17 protein-coding genes are annotated in these 16,429 nt (G+C 42.8%); 1 reads left to right on the top strand and 16 read right to left on the bottom strand.

Features of this window, described 5'->3' with window-relative positions; translation table 11 throughout:
• The first annotated feature begins 81 nt into the window (after positions 1 to 81).
• On the top strand, positions 82 to 834 hold the full coding sequence (locus AOT13_RS03245) for a CsxC family protein (RefSeq protein WP_013877709.1): 753 nt from the start codon (positions 82 to 84) through the stop codon (positions 832 to 834).
• Positions 835 to 1,102: 268 nt separating this feature from the next.
• Here AOT13_RS03245 and rlmH read toward each other — a convergent pair whose 3' ends face one another.
• The 16 genes from rlmH to rpsF all read right to left on the bottom strand — a co-directional run bounded on the left by rlmH (position 1,103) and on the right by rpsF (position 16,412).
• A complete protein-coding gene (gene rlmH / locus AOT13_RS03240; protein WP_013877710.1) occupies positions 1,103 to 1,582 on the bottom strand; it encodes a 23S rRNA (pseudouridine(1915)-N(3))-methyltransferase RlmH in 480 nt (159 codons plus the stop codon).
• An 83-nt stretch (positions 1,583 to 1,665) separates the two neighbouring features.
• The gene (locus AOT13_RS19130) at positions 1,666 to 1,821 is read right to left on the bottom strand and encodes a CxxH/CxxC protein (protein ID WP_013401900.1); all 156 of its coding nucleotides are present in this window, start codon (positions 1,819 to 1,821) and stop codon (positions 1,666 to 1,668) included.
• Positions 1,822 to 1,885: 64 nt separating this feature from the next.
• Entirely contained in the window at positions 1,886 to 3,091 is a 1,206-nt protein-coding gene (locus tag AOT13_RS03235) for a S1C family serine protease (protein WP_013401901.1), read from the bottom strand.
• Between the two features lie 147 nt (positions 3,092 to 3,238).
• A complete protein-coding gene (locus AOT13_RS03230; RefSeq protein ID WP_003253833.1) occupies positions 3,239 to 4,033 on the bottom strand; it encodes an MBL fold metallo-hydrolase in 795 nt (264 codons plus the stop codon).
• A gap of 5 nt (positions 4,034 to 4,038) precedes the next feature.
• Positions 4,039 to 4,821 carry a two-component system regulatory protein YycI gene (locus AOT13_RS03225; RefSeq protein WP_013401902.1) on the bottom strand — a complete coding sequence of 261 codons (783 nt, stop codon included), beginning with the start codon at positions 4,819 to 4,821 and terminating at the stop codon, positions 4,039 to 4,041.
• Positions 4,808 to 6,154, bottom strand: coding sequence for a YycH family regulatory protein (locus tag AOT13_RS03220; protein WP_013401903.1), 1,347 nt, complete (start codon positions 6,152 to 6,154; stop codon positions 4,808 to 4,810). Before AOT13_RS03220 ends, AOT13_RS03225 begins: the two co-directional genes overlap by 14 nt.
• A complete protein-coding gene (gene walK / locus AOT13_RS03215; protein WP_013401904.1) occupies positions 6,147 to 7,976 on the bottom strand; it encodes a cell wall metabolism sensor histidine kinase WalK in 1,830 nt (609 codons plus the stop codon). The genes AOT13_RS03220 and walK overlap by 8 nt, the downstream gene beginning before the upstream one ends.
• 9 nt (positions 7,977 to 7,985) lie before the next feature.
• On the bottom strand, positions 7,986 to 8,693 hold the full coding sequence (gene yycF, locus AOT13_RS03210; RefSeq protein WP_003253842.1) for a response regulator YycF: 708 nt from the start codon (positions 8,691 to 8,693) through the stop codon (positions 7,986 to 7,988).
• 169 nt (positions 8,694 to 8,862) lie between these two features.
• Positions 8,863 to 10,149 (bottom strand): adenylosuccinate synthase, encoded by a 1,287-nt coding sequence (locus AOT13_RS03205; RefSeq protein WP_013401905.1) that lies wholly within the window; start codon positions 10,147 to 10,149, stop codon positions 8,863 to 8,865.
• A gap of 158 nt (positions 10,150 to 10,307) precedes the next feature.
• Entirely contained in the window at positions 10,308 to 11,672 is a 1,365-nt protein-coding gene (gene dnaB / locus AOT13_RS03200) for a replicative DNA helicase (RefSeq protein ID WP_003253846.1), read from the bottom strand.
• A 144-nt stretch (positions 11,673 to 11,816) separates the two neighbouring features.
• Positions 11,817 to 12,263 (bottom strand): 50S ribosomal protein L9, encoded by a 447-nt coding sequence (rplI, locus tag AOT13_RS03195; protein ID WP_003253848.1) that lies wholly within the window; start codon positions 12,261 to 12,263, stop codon positions 11,817 to 11,819.
• A complete protein-coding gene (locus tag AOT13_RS03190; RefSeq protein ID WP_003253850.1) occupies positions 12,260 to 14,236 on the bottom strand; it encodes a DHH family phosphoesterase in 1,977 nt (658 codons plus the stop codon). Before AOT13_RS03190 ends, rplI begins: the two co-directional genes overlap by 4 nt.
• Positions 14,237 to 14,288: 52 nt before the next feature.
• Positions 14,289 to 15,215, bottom strand: a complete 927-nt coding sequence (locus AOT13_RS03185) for a YybS family protein (protein ID WP_232511557.1) — start codon at positions 15,213 to 15,215, stop codon at positions 14,289 to 14,291.
• Between the two features lie 97 nt (positions 15,216 to 15,312).
• On the bottom strand, positions 15,313 to 15,552 hold the full coding sequence (gene rpsR / locus AOT13_RS03180; RefSeq protein ID WP_003253854.1) for a 30S ribosomal protein S18: 240 nt from the start codon (positions 15,550 to 15,552) through the stop codon (positions 15,313 to 15,315).
• A gap of 49 nt (positions 15,553 to 15,601) precedes the next feature.
• Entirely contained in the window at positions 15,602 to 16,096 is a 495-nt protein-coding gene (gene ssb / locus AOT13_RS03175; RefSeq protein ID WP_003253855.1) for a single-stranded DNA-binding protein, read from the bottom strand.
• 28 nt (positions 16,097 to 16,124) lie between these two features.
• The gene (gene rpsF / locus AOT13_RS03170; protein ID WP_003253857.1) at positions 16,125 to 16,412 is read right to left on the bottom strand and encodes a 30S ribosomal protein S6; all 288 of its coding nucleotides are present in this window, start codon (positions 16,410 to 16,412) and stop codon (positions 16,125 to 16,127) included.
• Positions 16,413 to 16,429 lie beyond the last annotated feature (17 nt).

Raw genomic sequence — 16,429 nt, 5'->3', positions numbered from 1 at the left:
CTATACTTTGCAATGAACACTGCATATTGTATTAATGCAGAGCTTGGAAAGCTCAAAAAATAATTAAGGAGTGGATTTTTAATGGGTAGAGACGAAAGACAGACTAACCGAGCTTGTCCGGTAACAGCGACAGAACAAACGCCATTATCCAATGATGACGTCAAGCAAGCCCTTGTAAAAGAAGATGATAAGGTAACTCTTAAAGTTCCAGTTGTACTAGCAGAGAGAACCATTCAAGTAGTTGTTGAGTCAGACATTAGCCTTGATCCTCCAGCAACTGAAATCAAGCGAGTGACAAAAAACGTATTTCTAGAGCAAGTAAAACTAGTACCTGTCGAATTTGATCGCATTCACAAAACGGACTTTTTTGAAGTCAAAAGAGCAAAATTATTTGTATCAGGATTTATCCGCAAAGATATTGAATATGCTTCTAGCGAATGTAATGGAGCACTTCAAGATAGAATTGCAAACATTCCGTTTTCTGGTTTTACAGAACTTAAAGAACACGATTTCCTCACTAAACCAATCATTGGTATTTCAGGAGACAGCAAAGCGTTCTTCCTGAATGAGAAAAACGATTTAGTTCCTCGCTTAGATAAATATTTCTTCCAAAATCTCGTCAAATATAATGAACAACCATACGGTGAGTTAGTCGCTGCAAACTTCTATGAACTCGATTTCTCCCCAACTCGGGTAAGCCCTGAGGAGGAGTTTGACACATTACGCGAAAAAATCGTACTTGACCTTACTATAAAAGTATTACAAATCCGCCAAGCGAAAGTGAAAGCTTCAACAATAGTCCCTAATCTCCCTGAAGGTACTATTGGCCACTAATAATCCTTTCATCAGCTAACCATATTTGATTTTTGCACCGTTTGAACCATAATTAAAAGGTAAGTTTTTTAAGCCGTGATTTTTTGGTCACGGCTTCTTTTTTGGATTTCACTATTTTGTTTGAAAAAAACAAAACGAATAATTTCTAAGTAATGGTTGAACAACTAAAGGACAGCCTAAAGCTTTATTGTATTAAGCCGTTTATTCTCTCTTGGTTATATTTCAAGTGCTATGAAAACCACATTGCCATCATCTTATGCTTTCATCACTATTTGTGATACGGTTCCCCCCGGCTAATCCGAAACGCGCGGTAAATTTGCTCAAGCAAAATAAGGCGCATCAGCTGGTGGGGGAAAGTCATTTTCGAAAACGACAACGCTTCATCGGCCCGCTCCATCACTTGTTTGCTTAAACCAAGCGAACCGCCGATAATGAACGCGATTTTGCTTTTTCCGTATGTGGCAAGTTTATCCAAACTTTCAGCAAATTGTTCGGATGACTTCATCTTTCCTTCGATCGCCAAAGCAATGACGTACGCATCATCGGGAATTTTCGCTAAAATGCGTTCCCCTTCTTTCTGCTTAATCTGCTCCGCTTCCTGTTCACTTAAATGTTCCGGCGCTTTTTCATCAGGGACTTCGATTATGCCAACTTTCGCATAGCTGGACAACCGCTTCGTATATTCGGCAATTCCTTCTGCCAAGTATCTTTCTTTCAATTTACCAACAGAAATAATATGAATATGCACAATTCATCCCCACCTTACGAACATGTTATCCACAACATTTATCCACATATACACAATACATATCCACATATTGTGTAAAAACATTAGTTCCCTACTATATATACGGCTTTATTTGCGCAAAAATCGCACAATTTCTCATACTTATCCACAGAAATAAGCGAAATATTTGGCGCTTTCTCCATTTTATCCACATACATGTCAATCGCTATGTCGATATGTTCTTCACAGCAAATAAACATGTGCTTATCCCCCTCTTTATCCACTTGTGGAAAAAGAAGAAGGAGCGAATATGAGCGCTCCTTGTTAAAATGATTCCCTCTCCAATTCCATTGTAACTGTATGTTTTTTACCATCACGATAAAATGTCACTTTCATTTTATCGCCAATGGATTTTTTCGTGTACAAATATTTTCTTAAATCTAAAACGTCACGAACCTTTTGACCATCCAGCGCAACAATCACATCAAATTGCTTTAACCCAGCTCGCGCCGCCGGAGACATCGGCACCACTTGAATGATAGCCACACCTTCTGTCACATCCTTTGGCAAATGCAACGTCGCTTGCAAATGATAAGAAGAAATGTCACTTAACGAACGAAGTTCTACCCCCATATACGGGCGGCGCACTTGTCCATATTTTTCTAAATCAGAAATAACCGGAATGGCGGAGTTGATTGGGATCGAAAAACCGATGCCTTCCACTTCTTCTTGCGCGATTTTCATCGAGTTAATCCCGATCACTTGCCCTTCGATATTGACAAGGGCTCCGCCGCTGTTACCCGGGTTAATAGCAGCATCCGTTTGCAATACTTCCGCATTCCAATCAGGAGTGCCATCTTGGTCTAAGTCCACTTCTACCGTCCGGTTCGTTCCTGATATAATTCCTTGCGTAACAGAACCAGCGAATTGCAGTCCAAGCGGATTTCCGATCGCAATAACAGGTTCCCCCAGCTTAACGGTGTCGGAATTGCCAAATTCGGCCACTTTTTTGACATGCTTTGCATCAATTTCCAACACCGCCAAATCCATTAATATATCGCTTCCCAACAGCTTCGCCGGCACTCTCGTCCCATCTTTTAAACTGATTTCCAATTGGCTGGCGTTTTCGACTACATGATGGTTTGTCACAACAAACGCCTTTCCATTTTCCTTTTTGTAGATGACACCCGATCCGGTCCCCTCTGCACTGCTTTGCGACCAAAAATTCGCTTCTTGAATATTGACAACGCCGACAACCGCATCGGATACTTTATCAATCGCTTTTGTCAATTGGCTCGTCACATCGACCGAAACGTTTTGTTGTACCGTCGGTGCTGTTTTTGTTTCTCCATTTTGCACTTGCCCGTTTTCACTTGCGATATCATAAGGAAGTATGTCTGAAAGAGCTGGAATGGAAATTAACACTAACAATGCTCCTAAAATGGCACCAACGAATGCGGACAAAAACCAGCCGCGCCGGTTTTTTTGTCCCTGACGGTACTGTCCATAATGATCATCGTAATATCCCATGCGCATCAACCCTTTCAGCAACGATCATTGTTCAAACAGAAGGCATACCTATTCCCCATTATACTCTTTTCAAGATGGAAAAATCCATTATTCACATAAACGCGTGCTTGCACCAAACATATTTACTTATTTTTGCCAAAACAGAAGTCATACATACACAAGTTTTGTTGCTATTTTCGGGTCGGTATCATATAAAGCAAACTGTTCTCCGACCGCCAATCCCCTGTTCTCCAACGTTTGCGCCACGGTCATTCGCGCCAGTTCCTTTATGTTATTGTCTTGGCTTAAATGCGCCAAATAAATCCGCTTCGTGCGGTCTCCGATCACATCCGCCAGCGCAAGTCCCGCCTCTTCGTTAGAGACATGGCCGACATCGCTTAAAATGCGGCGCTTGACGTTCCACGGATACCGTCCCATTCGCAGCATTTCCACATCATGATTGCTTTCAAAAATAAATACATCCGCATTTTTAATAATTCCTTTCATCCGATCGCTCACATAACCTGTATCCGTAATGAGCGCGAGTTTTTTTCCTTCATGATGAAAAACGAAAAACATCGGCTCTGCCGCATCGTGTGAGACACCGAACGATTCTACCTCAAGATCGCCAAACGAACGCACTGTGCCTAACGGAAAAATAAACTTTTGTTCGGTGGGAATATCACCAATAAGCCCTTCCATCGCCTTCCATGTTTTTTCATTTGCGTAAATAGGCAATTGATATTTCCGGGCAATAACCCCTAATCCTTTAATATGATCGCTATGTTCATGCGTTACTAAAATGGCCGTCAATTCGCGCAAATCGCGATCAATTTGCGCGAATAATTGTTCTAATTGCTTTCCGCTCAATCCCGCATCGACAAGCAGCCGATGTTGCTCTGTTTCTATATAAAACGCGTTTCCCGTACTACCGCTTGCTAAAACACTAAATTGCATCCCCATTTTTCTCACTCCAAAATTTTCCCTTCATCATTAATGACTTGCCCTTCAAACGCATTCACAAAATAGTCTTCTTTTCCATTAATGACAATGTGCCACGTTGGCGTCAATACTTGGGAAGCGGTGAACTGAACAAGGCCGTAATATCCCAGCTCAACAGATGTGACGCTGTCGCCGGGCTGTAAATACCCTTTTTTATACAATGTTTCAATCGCCTTAATCGCCGGAACGATGTCTTGTTTTCTTTCATATTTCTGTAAATCGTCTAACATCGTTTGTTCATACGATACCGCTTCACTTTTTTCATTTAAATGTATCAACAACTTGCTGCTTTCATTGTTGTAAATGACTTTTCCGCCGTACGTTTGGTAGCAAACAATGGTATTGGACTTTTCGTCAAACGACCAAAATGTGTACTTTTTTCCATCGATAATATGCCGCTGTAAAAATTCTTGAAACCGATACGGATCTTTAAAATTTAACGATATCGGATGCATAAACGTTCCTTTCAAAACGGTTTTATCGTTTACCGTCACTTTTTGTCCAGATAATTTTTTTATTTCTGCATCAGTAAACTTTTTGCTTTCCCCGCTGACATAGGTGGCTTTCGTTATTTCCTTTGGCAGCTCTACATAATTGATGCCGTTTGCCTCCAATTGTTCTTCGATCGTCGTTTCCAAAATAACGTCAAGCTGGCTGTTATTTCGCTTTTCCATAAACTGATATCCTAAAAAACAGTCGAGGATAAGGAACGCAATAATAAAAATCGTTTTCGTTTTACTCCAATCCACTTACGTTCCCTCCTCTTTTTTCCACGTCCTGCTTGTCTGACGGCACCTTTTTCCACGTTTGATCATACAAATAAAACCATGCTGGCTCTAAAATAATCATTTTGTCTCGTTCCGGATCTTTTATCAGTTCATACCCTACCGCAATATCTTTTATTAGCTCTTTTTTCATCCCCTTCATTTTTTCCAATTCTTCAATCACTTCATGGCCGGACAATAACGTTCTTGGCACATTCACACGATCAGGAATTTCCAAGCGAAATAAAGGGCGCTGATATTTCACGAGATCACTGCTTCCCCATATTTGCACTATTTCAGACATGCCATATTCATTAAACACGGGATGATTGTTCACCATCAGACGGAACACGACTTTCCGCTCTTCTTCATTCCATCTTGAAAAGTGGTACATATCGGTCCAGCCACCATGTTCATTGACAAAGTCGATGCTCTTTTGAATTAAATTATCGTCTTCTTGATCCTCGTTACGGTTCGCTGTTTGCGCCGCCGGGTTTACATATAACAAGATCCGCTGTAAAAAATCGATGCTCATCAATCGCGAGCCATCCGTATATTCCTCGCCAAATGCAATCAAATCTTTTTTCACAAAACTAGGGTCGCTAAACAACGCTTCTTTAAACTTATCCGGATCAAGCTCGTCCGTATAATATTGCAGCCGGCTCATCGTAACCCTTTTTTCCGGCAAAAAAATTTGCTTTGTTTCATTAATCACATAAGGGAAATAACGCGGATATTTTTCCAATTCCCTGTTTAATTTGTTAATTTCGGAAAGCGATACATCAGTGGCAATCGCCCTATATACTTTTTGTTTTTCCGTCAAAATAAAATAAACGGGGATTTCGTCCTTGCTTCCTAACGGAATAATAATACGGTCAAAACTAATGTTTTTAACCCCTTTATCTTCAATTTGAAAAATAGAACGATAAACGTCAATCGGAATGTTGTCAGGATACACAAGCTCCAGTCTCTCTTTTTCGTGCAAAAATGATAAAAATTTTCCTCTCGGGATCGTATCGGAAATATTTTCGAAATCATCAATGCTCCATTTTTTTATTTCTTTTAAAAGTTGGTTTACTTTCTCCTCATCCACAATTCCATAATGCGCGCGGTTTTTATGAAACAACAGCTGCGAAGGTTGAACAATCATCGCTGTATCTACTTGCGTGTTGCTGACGGAAACATGCTGGATATACTCGTCATTTTGCAGGTTTTGCAGGACATCGTATTTTGGATGGTATGTCCATAACCCAAACGTTAAAACAATGCTCACTAAGATCAACAATGTCAACACGATTGTTTTCACTGCTTCATACATCGTACCAGTCATCCTTTTGATCTCTTTCCAACGGCAAAGTAAAGAAAATCGTTGTTCCTTTGTGCTCTTTACTTTCCGCCCAAATCGTTCCTCCATGAGCGATCACCACTTCTTTCGCAATTGCCAGCCCTAGCCCCGTGCCGCCGAGTTTGCGTGATCTTGCTTTATCGACGCGATAAAACCGTTCAAACACTTTGGCGAGATCCGCCTTAGGAATCCCGACTCCTTCGTCGCTGACGCTGACGATAATTTCATCGGCAAGCTCTCGAACACGAAACGTAATTTTTCCGCCTTGCGGGGAATATTTGATGGCATTGGAAATAATATTATCCAACACTTGCGTAATTTTATCTTCATCGATTTCAATAAAAATCGCTTCTTTCGGGATTTTGCGCACAAACGTAATATTTTCGCTTTTTGTCAGCTCAAAACGATCAATCACTTTATGAAAGTACTCCGAAAAATTTACCCATGATTTATTTAGCTTGTAATCTTTACTGTCCAGTTTAGAGAGTTGCAATAAGTCATTGACTAAGCGGATCATTCGTTCTGTCTCTGTTTGTATTACTTCGATAAACCGCGGAGCAATCGCTTTATCTTGCCAAGCTCCTTCCGCGAGCGCTTCTAAATAACTTTTCATTGTCGTTAACGGAGTGCGGAGCTCATGTGAAACATTCGCGACAAATTCCCGCCGTTCGCGGTCGATTTTTTCTTGCTCCGTAATGTCATGCAATACGACGATCAATCCGTTAACGAATCCCGTTTCTTTTTGAATCACGGAAAGCGATGCCCGCAAAATATATAGCTCCTCATCTGTGCTAAAATCTAAAATGAGCGAATCCTGCTCTTCCAGCAATGTTTCAAACGTATATTGATCACCGATTCCAAGCACATCGATAATCGAGCTCGACAGCACTGTTTCACGTGAAACATTCAAAATATTCAAGGCGGCATCGTTAATCAGTATGATTCTGCCGCGGCGGTCCGTGGCAATCACTCCGTCCGTCATATGGGTTAACACGGATTCAAGCTTGCGCCGTTCCCCTTCTGTCGTCGCTTGGGCTTCTTGCAATTTTTTCGTTAAATTGTTAAACGTCATCGCTAATTGCCCAATTTCATCATAGCCATAAATTTTTACTTTGCGGGAGAAATCACCTTTTGTCATCGCCAACGCTTGTCTTCTCATGTCTGAAATCGGCCGAGTAATCGTGCGTGACAAAAGAATCCCAAGCACTGCTGTAATAGCGAGGGCAATCCCCGTTCCCGTCGCTAAAATCGTATTTATTTGCTTCATTTGTGAGAACACGTTTTCCATCGAAGCGATGACGTAAACAACGCCTTTTATTTCCCCTCTCGACTTAATCGGCGTGGAAGAAATATACATACGGTGCCCTGTTTTCCGATCAAGAAGCATTTGATCGACAATTTCTCCGGTCACGAGCGACCGCTTCACATATATTTCGGTCGTTCGCTTCCCAACGATGTTTTGCATGTAAGGGTTGGAAGTCGCCAGCACTTTGCTTTTATTATCAATGACGCGGACTTCGGAAATATCTTGGGAAACAAAATCATGAAGGAGGGAGCGGATATCTTCTTCTAGCGTCGGACTTTTCGAATCCCTCTCTCGATTCATCGCTTGCTCCACGTTATACACTAACAGCGTCACCCGTTCATTCAGCGAGTTTTTAAAACTTTGCACTAACTCTGTTTCCAGCTTTCTAACAAAATAGACGCCGATGATTTGCATCGCCACAAGAATAAGCAAAACGTACATAGCAACAAATTTGAAGTGAATCGAACGAAACGGACCTACTTTTTTCATATGCCTTCGTTACTCCTGTTCTGGGTTGCGCAAATAATATCCGACTCCCCGCCGTGTGACGATCCATGAAGGATGCGATGGATTATCTTCAATTTTTTCACGAAGCCGGCGCACCGTCACGTCCACCGTGCGGACGTCGCCGTAATAATCGTATCCCCATACCGTTTGCAGCAGGTGCTCCCTTGTCATTACTTGTCCGATATGCTTCGCCAAATAATGAAGCAATTCAAACTCACGATGCGTCAATTCGATCGTTTCTCCGCGCTTGGAAACGATGTATGCATCAGGGCGGATGACAAGAGAACCAATGATAATCTCATTCGTATCGTTCGTTCCTTCTTGGGCAACCGTTTGCGAATGGCGGCGCAAATTCGCTCTCACCCGCGCCAGCAATTCTCTCGTGCTGAACGGCTTTGTGACATAGTCGTCTGCCCCTAATTCTAAACCGAGCACTTTGTCAATTTCAGAATCTTTCGCCGTTAATATAATAATCGGCATATCGTATTTTTTCCGGACTTCGCGGCAGACTTCCATTCCATCTTTTTGCGGAAGCATAATATCGAGCAAAATAAGATCCGGCATTACTTCCTCGACCTTTTGCAACGCTTCCTCCCCATCATAAGCGCAAATCACTTCATATCCTTCTTTTTGTAAATTAAATTGCAAAATATCTGCAATTGGCTTCTCGTCGTCAACAACAAGAATTCGTTTTTCCATCCTGTTTCACATCCTTCCTTTGCGATGGAATCGAAAATAAGTACATTATTAATTTATCATGTTATTGAAATGAATTCACTCATTACCGTTTGCCAATTGGAGGCGAAACAAAAAGAAAAGCATAGATACATCGCTGCATCTACGCTTTTATTATACTATTTACGCTATTTTACGCATATACGCTGCGAACAACGTTTGTTTGCGAACGGTCTGGACCGACAGAGAAAATCGATAATGGAATGCCCGTTAATTGCGAAATGCGTTCCACATAATGGCGGGCGTTAGCCGGCAGTTCATCCAAGCTCTTAACACCGGTAATATCTTCTGACCATCCTGGCAGCTCTTCGTAAATCGGCTCACATTCTGCCAGCACTTTTAAACTTGCCGGAAACTCTTCAAGCACTTTCCCTTTATAACGATAAGCAACACAAATTTTTAATGTTTCAATGCCAGTAAGGACATCGATCGAATTTAACGATAAATCTGTGATGCCGCTAACCCGGCGAGCATGGCGAACAACGACGCTGTCGAACCAACCGACGCGGCGCGGACGTCCCGTCGTTGTTCCATATTCGCGGCCGACTTCACGGATGCGGTCGCCGATTTCATCATGCAATTCAGTTGGAAACGGGCCGTCGCCAACGCGAGTCGTGTACGCTTTCGCAACCCCGACGACATGTTTAATTTTCGTTGGCCCAACGCCGGAACCAATTGTCACACCGCCGGCAACTGGATTCGATGAAGTAACAAACGGATACGTCCCTTGGTCAATATCGAGCATGACGCCTTGCGCACCCTCAAAAAGAACACGGCGCCCTTCATCAAGCGCATTATTTAACACAACGGACGTATCGCAAACATATTTGGCAATTTGCTGTCCATATTCATAGTATTCATCTAATATATCTTCCAGTTTAAATCCTTCAACACCGTACACTTTTTCAAAAAGAATATTTTTTTCCTGCAAGTTGCGCGCTAATTTTTCTTCAAACACTTCGCGGTCAAGCAAATCAACGATACGGATGCCGACGCGCGCCGCTTTATCCATATACGCAGGCCCTATGCCTTTTTTGGTCGTGCCGATTTTGTTTGCCCCTTTACGTTCTTCCTCTAATTGATCCAATTTTAAATGATAAGGCAAAATGACGTGCGCGCGGTTGCTGATGCGTAAATTATCGGTTGAAATGCCGTGGTCATGCAAATAATTCAACTCGCTTACTAATGCTTTCGGGTCGATTACCATTCCGTTTCCGATGACGCAAATTTTATCTTTATAAAAAATTCCCGATGGAATTAAATGTAACTTATATTTTTCTCCGTTAAAAACGATCGTATGCCCCGCGTTGTTTCCTCCTTGATATCTCGCAATCACTTCCGCGTTTTCTGATAGAAAATCGGTAATTTTTCCTTTTCCTTCATCGCCCCATTGCGTCCCGACAACGACGACTGACGTCATGGCGAGCACCTCCATTTAACTCGATGTAAACCATTGTAAGTGTAACAGTTTTTCCATGTAAAGTCAATAAAACACGAACATTTATATATATTAATCCTTTATTTATTCGTATTTTAAAAAATAAGGTGCCGCCCGAAAAGCCGGGAACCTGTCCTGCGCTACGCTCCCGGTGGAATTTGCGCATCATCAAAGCGGCGTTCCAAATTAACAAACTTATTATATTCTTTAATAAACGCCAGCTGCACCGTTCCGACCGGGCCGTTCCGCTGTTTGGCAATAATAATTTCAATAATATTTTTGTTCTCTGAATCTTTATTGTAATAGTCATCGCGGTATAAAAATGCGACAATATCGGCATCTTGCTCGATGCTTCCCGATTCGCGGATATCGGACATCATCGGCCGCTTATCTTGGCGCTGCTCAACGCTTCGGGAAAGCTGGGACAAAGCGATCACCGGCACTTCTAATTCACGGGCCAGTGCTTTTAAAGAACGGGAAATCTCCGAAACTTCTTGCTGGCGGTTTTCCCTGTTTCTGCCGCTTCCTTGAATGAGCTGCAAATAGTCGATGACGACCATGCCAAGGCCTCTTTCCTGCTTTAAACGGCGGCATTTGGCGCGAATATCGCTGACGCGGATGCTCGGCGTGTCATCAATATAAATGCCGGCATTCGATAAGCTTCCCATCGCCATCGTCAGCTTTCCCCAGTCTTCCGGCGTCAGCCGCCCCGTCCGCAAATTTTGCGCGTTAATGTTTCCTTCCGCGCACAACATCCGCATCACGAGCTGCTGTGCGCTCATTTCCAAACTAAAAATCGCGACATTTTCATCCGTTTTTGTTGCGACGTTTTGCGCGATGTTAAGCGCAAACGCCGTTTTCCCCACAGAAGGGCGCGCGGCGACAATAATAAAATCACTGCGCTGAAATCCTGCTGTCATGCGGTCCAATTCGGTAAACCCCGTCGGAATCCCCGTCACTTCTCCCTTTCGGTTATGAAGCATTTCAATATTATCATACGTCTGCACAAGCACATCTTTAATATTTTGAAACGTGCCGGCATGCTTCCGCTGCGAAATTTCCATAATTTTTCTTTCGGCTTCATCGAGCACAACGTCTACTTCATCTTCCCTCGTATATCCATCTTGGACGATGGAAGTAGCGGCGCGAATCAAACGGCGTAAAATCGATTTTTCTTCCACGATACGCGCGTAATATTCGACATTTGCTGCTGTCGGCACCGCATCAGCCAACTCGCTTAAATACGATACACCGCCAATTTCTTCTAATTGCTGCGTATCAGCAAGCTCCGCTGTCACTGTGACCAGATCGACTGGCTCGCCTTTATCCGCAACGCGAAGCATCGCGTGAAAAATTTTTTGATGGGAAGCGCGATAAAAATCTTCCGGAATTAAAATTTCCGAGGCTAACGTCAAAGCGGAAGGATCAAGAAATACAGCGCCAAGCACGGCCTGTTCCGCTTCGATGCTTTGCGGAGGAATCCGTTCCGAAAATAGATCGTTCATGTTATTTCACCACCTTTTTCCCCCGTCTTTTCTTTTATGTCATAAGAAAAATGTGATTATATGAGGAAAAACGCCCTCATAAAATCACATTTTATTCTCATGTTGCCGATATTACCGCTTTATCTTAAGGGGAAACAAATCTTTTTACTTTTCGGCCACATGTACTTTTAATGTTGCCGTCACTTCCGGATGAAGTTTCACAGGCACATTCGTAAAGCCTAATGAACGAATCGCATCTTCAAGCTCAATTTTCCGTTTGTCGATTTTAATTTGATGCTGTGCTTGCAGAGCTTCCGCGATTTGCTTGCTTGTTATCGATCCGAATAAACGGCCGCCTTCCCCGGCTTTCGCCGTCAATTGCACCGTTATTTGTTCGAGCTTTTCTTTTAACTCTTTTGCTTTGGCAAGTTCTTCTTCCGCCTGCCGCTGTTCTTTCCGTTTTTGCGCTTCCAATGCTTTTATGTTTGCCGGCGTTGCTTCAATCGCAAGCCCTTGTTTAAAAAGGAAGTTAGTTGCATATCCGTCGGCAACGTTTTTAATTTCCCCTTTTTTTCCTTTTCCTTTTACATCTTTAAGAAAAATCACTTTCATGATTCTTTTCCCCCTTCTAAATAATCGTTAATTGCCGCTTTCAGGCGCTGTTCCGCCTCTTCGAGCGTGACGTCGGAAAGCTGTGCGGCCGCATTGGTTAAATGGCCGCCACCTCCTAAGCTTTCCATAATGACTTGAACATTGATATCTCCTAATGAGCGGGCGCTAATGCCGATCGTTTGATCAGCGCGCTTGGAAATGACAAAGGAAGCAACGACCCCGCTTAGCATCAAGAGCGTATCAGCTGTTTGCGCAATTAACACTTGATCGTACGTTTCGTTTGGATCGCCTTTGGCAATGGCGATTCCCCTCGCATCGATGGACGCATTTTCAATGATTTTCGCCCGCTTAACGTAATTAACGATACTTTCTTTGAGCAGTTTTTGCACTAAAATGGTGTCAGCGCCTTGGGCGCGCAAATAAGAGGCCGCATCAAACGTCCGCGAACCTGTTCGGAACGTAAAACTCTTTGTATCGACAACAATGCCCGCAAGAAGCGCCGTCGCCTCCAGCATGGCCAATTTCGTGCGTTTTGGCTGATATTCTAACAGCTCTGTTACAAGTTCAGAAGTAGAGGAGGCATATGGCTCCATATAGACAAGCATCGGGTCTTCCACAAATTCTTCGCCGCGGCGGTGATGATCAATCACAACAATATGATCGGTGCGGTATAATAATTTTTCTTCTATCACTAATGAAGGGCGGTGCGTATCAACGATAATCAGCAGCGTATCATCTGTTATCAATTCAAGCCCTTGTTCCGGCTTAATAAATCTTGACCATAGCTCCGAATGTTTTTTCAATTCCTCAATTAAACGCTGTGCCCCAGAATCGGTTTGTTCCGTATCGATGACGATAAACCCTTCTTTTTGGTTTAATTGTACCACTTTTAAAATTCCGATCGCCGCTCCAAGCGCGTCCATATCCGGATATTTATGCCCCATAATTAACACTTTGTCGCTTTCCGCAATCAATTCCCTGAGCGCGTGAGAAATGACGCGGGCGCGGACTCTTGTTCGTTTTTCCATCGGATTCGTCTTTCCGCCATAAAATTTCACTTTTCCGTTGCCTTGCTTAATGGCCACTTGGTCGCCGCCGCGCCCCAACGCTAAATCTAAACTGGATTGCGCCAGCGCCCCTAATTCCGGAAGAGATGGCACACCGGCGCCGATCCCAATACTTAACGTTAACTGGACATTATATTTCATCGTCTGTTCGCGAACTTCGTCCAAAATGGAAAATTTGCTTTTTTCCAATTGGGCAAGAATGTGCTCATTTAAGACAGCGATAAACCGGTCAGATGACGTTCGTTTCAAAAAAATTCCATAATCATGTGCCCATTGGTTCAACATGGACGTCACATGACTGTTCATCTGGCTTTTTGCCTGATCATCCATTCCTTGGGTTATCTCATCATAATTATCAAGGAAAATAACCGCCAATACTAGCCGTTCCGCCTCATATTGCTTCTGCAATTCCACTTGTTCCGTCACATCGAAAAAGTAAAGAAGCCTTTCCTCTCGCCTTACAATGACTTTAAAATGCCTTTCGCGAATGTGGATGATTTCTTCGGTTGTTTGCTCCTGCTTTATTAAAGGAACTAATGAATCGGCAAGATCGTACAGCGACCGGCCTACGAGCGTCTGTTCCCCAAAGCAAGAAGCCAAAAACTGATTCGCCCATTCCACCTCATATTCATCGTTAATGAGCATAATTCCTATGGGCATTTCCATCAATGCTTCTTCGCCGACTTTTTTTATCCGGTATGACAAATTAGAAATGTATTGTTCCAGTTCTGCGTATAACGCCCGCTGTGACTTTATAACATAATAAAGCACAAAACTGAGGAGCAAAAAGCTAACTATCCCTAATATCCATTGAAAATAAAACAACAATGCCGCAAAAACAGCCGACAAGACAATAAAAGCGTATAAGGGATAGCGGTGCGCTTTCCTTTCATAAAAATGAGACATTCAAGTCAGCTCCTACATAGAAATAATCCATAAAATAATTTATTTTCGATGATCATATGCGTTTTCGCAACTCAAACCCTAAATCAATTATACCTAATATCGCGATAAGATAAAGTAGAAAAGGAAGGAACAAGCATAGTATTGTGCCACCGATCACAACGCCCTTCGACACGTTTTTTTTATTGGCAACATAATGTAAAAAGGAAAAGCCTTGGACGACAAAAAGCAACTGTAATAAATAATATATGTTGAAAACGGCGAGGTAGGCAAACGTTCCCTTTTCCAGCGGAAACAAGGAAACAACAAGCACAAGCAAATAGTACCATAGTAAGCTTTTTGGCAACATAAAATCACGAAACGGCGGCCACGCGCCGATCGGCAGCTTTAATCGTTTTAAAATCGGCACAGATACAACCATCGTTACATATGCGAGCAAAAAAGCGGCAAGGACAAACAACGTCGGGGTTATATACTTTACAAGTTCCAATCCTTGCTCCAGTTGTTCCTGCAGTTGCTGAGGCGGCTCTTGCCCCATTCCTTTCATGATTTGCATCGCTGTTTGAAAGGAATCGCGAAACACCGAAAATGATTCTTGAATGATGTCCATTTCAAAAAATTTGATGGAAATGATGTAATCGACGATCATGTTAATCAGAAACACGAACGCGCTGGCTAATAAAACTACATAACGGCTTTTATTTTTTCTTAGCAACGCTCCTATGGTAATCCCCGCCGTGCCGAACATTAATGCGGCAGGCAAAGAAAACACGGAACCGATCAGCATGGAAACAATAAGCGAGGCAACAAGCAAAACAAGCGCATATGTGTAACCGTGCCTCATCGTAAAAATGATAAACGGCAGCGATAGAAAAAATGTAGCGATCATCCCTAATAATGGTATGTATAGAGAAATTAAAAATAAAACGGCAAACAGCGCGAGCTGAATCGCTGCCTCTGTGATCATGCGCGCCCCTCTCAATTTACCGGCCTCCTTCTTTCCATAATCGCACACATAAGAAAACGGCAACACATATAGAAAAAGCAGTAAGGATTTCCCCCTTACTGCTTTTTCTATTTTATTCGTCTGCTACGTATGGCAATAACGCCATTTGACGAGCGCGTTTAATCGCCACTGTTAATTTGCGTTGGTATTTCGCGCTTGTGCCGGTCACACGGCGAGGTAAAATTTTGCCGCGCTCAGAAATGAATTTTTTCAGCAAATCGACATCTTTATAGTCGATATGCGTAATTCCGTTCGCTGTAAAATAGCATACTTTCCGGCGTTTTGCACGTCCGCCTTTACGCCCTGCCATCATGCATCCTCCTTTCCTTGCTGTCTATCCGATCAAGGGGATTTCCGCTTTATTAAAACGGCAAATCATCGTCTGAAATATCGATCGGTTGTCCATCGTTTGCAAAAGGATCTTCATCTATGCGACTAAAATCATTTTCATTTGGGTTGCGATGGTTCTGATTTTGTCCAAATGGGAATGGCTCCCCATAATAGCCGCCTGCTGCCGTGCCACGCTGTTCAGTGCTACTTTTCGGCTCAAGAAATTGGACGCTATCAGCAACCACTTCCGTCACATACACACGTCTGCCATCTTGACCTTCATAGCTGCGGGTTTGCAAACGACCGTCTACTCCGGCTAAACTTCCCTTTTTCAAGAAATTCGCGACATTTTCCGCCTGGCGCCGCCAAACGACGCAGTTAATAAAATCCGTTTCCCGTTCACCTTGCTGGTTTGTAAACGGGCGGTTGACAGCAAGCGTAAATGTAGCAACAGCCACCCCACTTGGAGTATAGCGTAATTCCGGATCTCTCGTCAGCCTTCCCACAAGAATTACGCGATTAATCATCAGAACCACCTCTTAATTTCCAAAAAAATTATTCTTCTTCTCTTACGACAATATGACGGATAATATCATCACTGATTCGCGCTAAACGGTCAAATTCTTGCACCGCTTTTGGCTCAGACACAACGTTAATAATCATGTAGTAACCATCGCGGTATTTTTTAATCTCATACGCTAAACGGCGTTTTCCCCAATCCGTCACGTTTGTAATTTCCGCACCGTTTTCTTTTAAAATATTATTGAAACGATCCACTAATGCTTGTCTCGCTTCATCGTCTAAATTTGGGCGGATGATGTACATAATTTCGTATTTTCTCACGTTCGTCACCTCCTTTT

It is taken from the genome of Parageobacillus thermoglucosidasius (assembly GCF_001295365.1).
GTDB lineage: Bacteria > Bacillota > Bacilli > Bacillales > Anoxybacillaceae > Parageobacillus > Parageobacillus thermoglucosidasius.
This window is presented reverse-complemented; position numbering and strand designations above follow the sequence as displayed.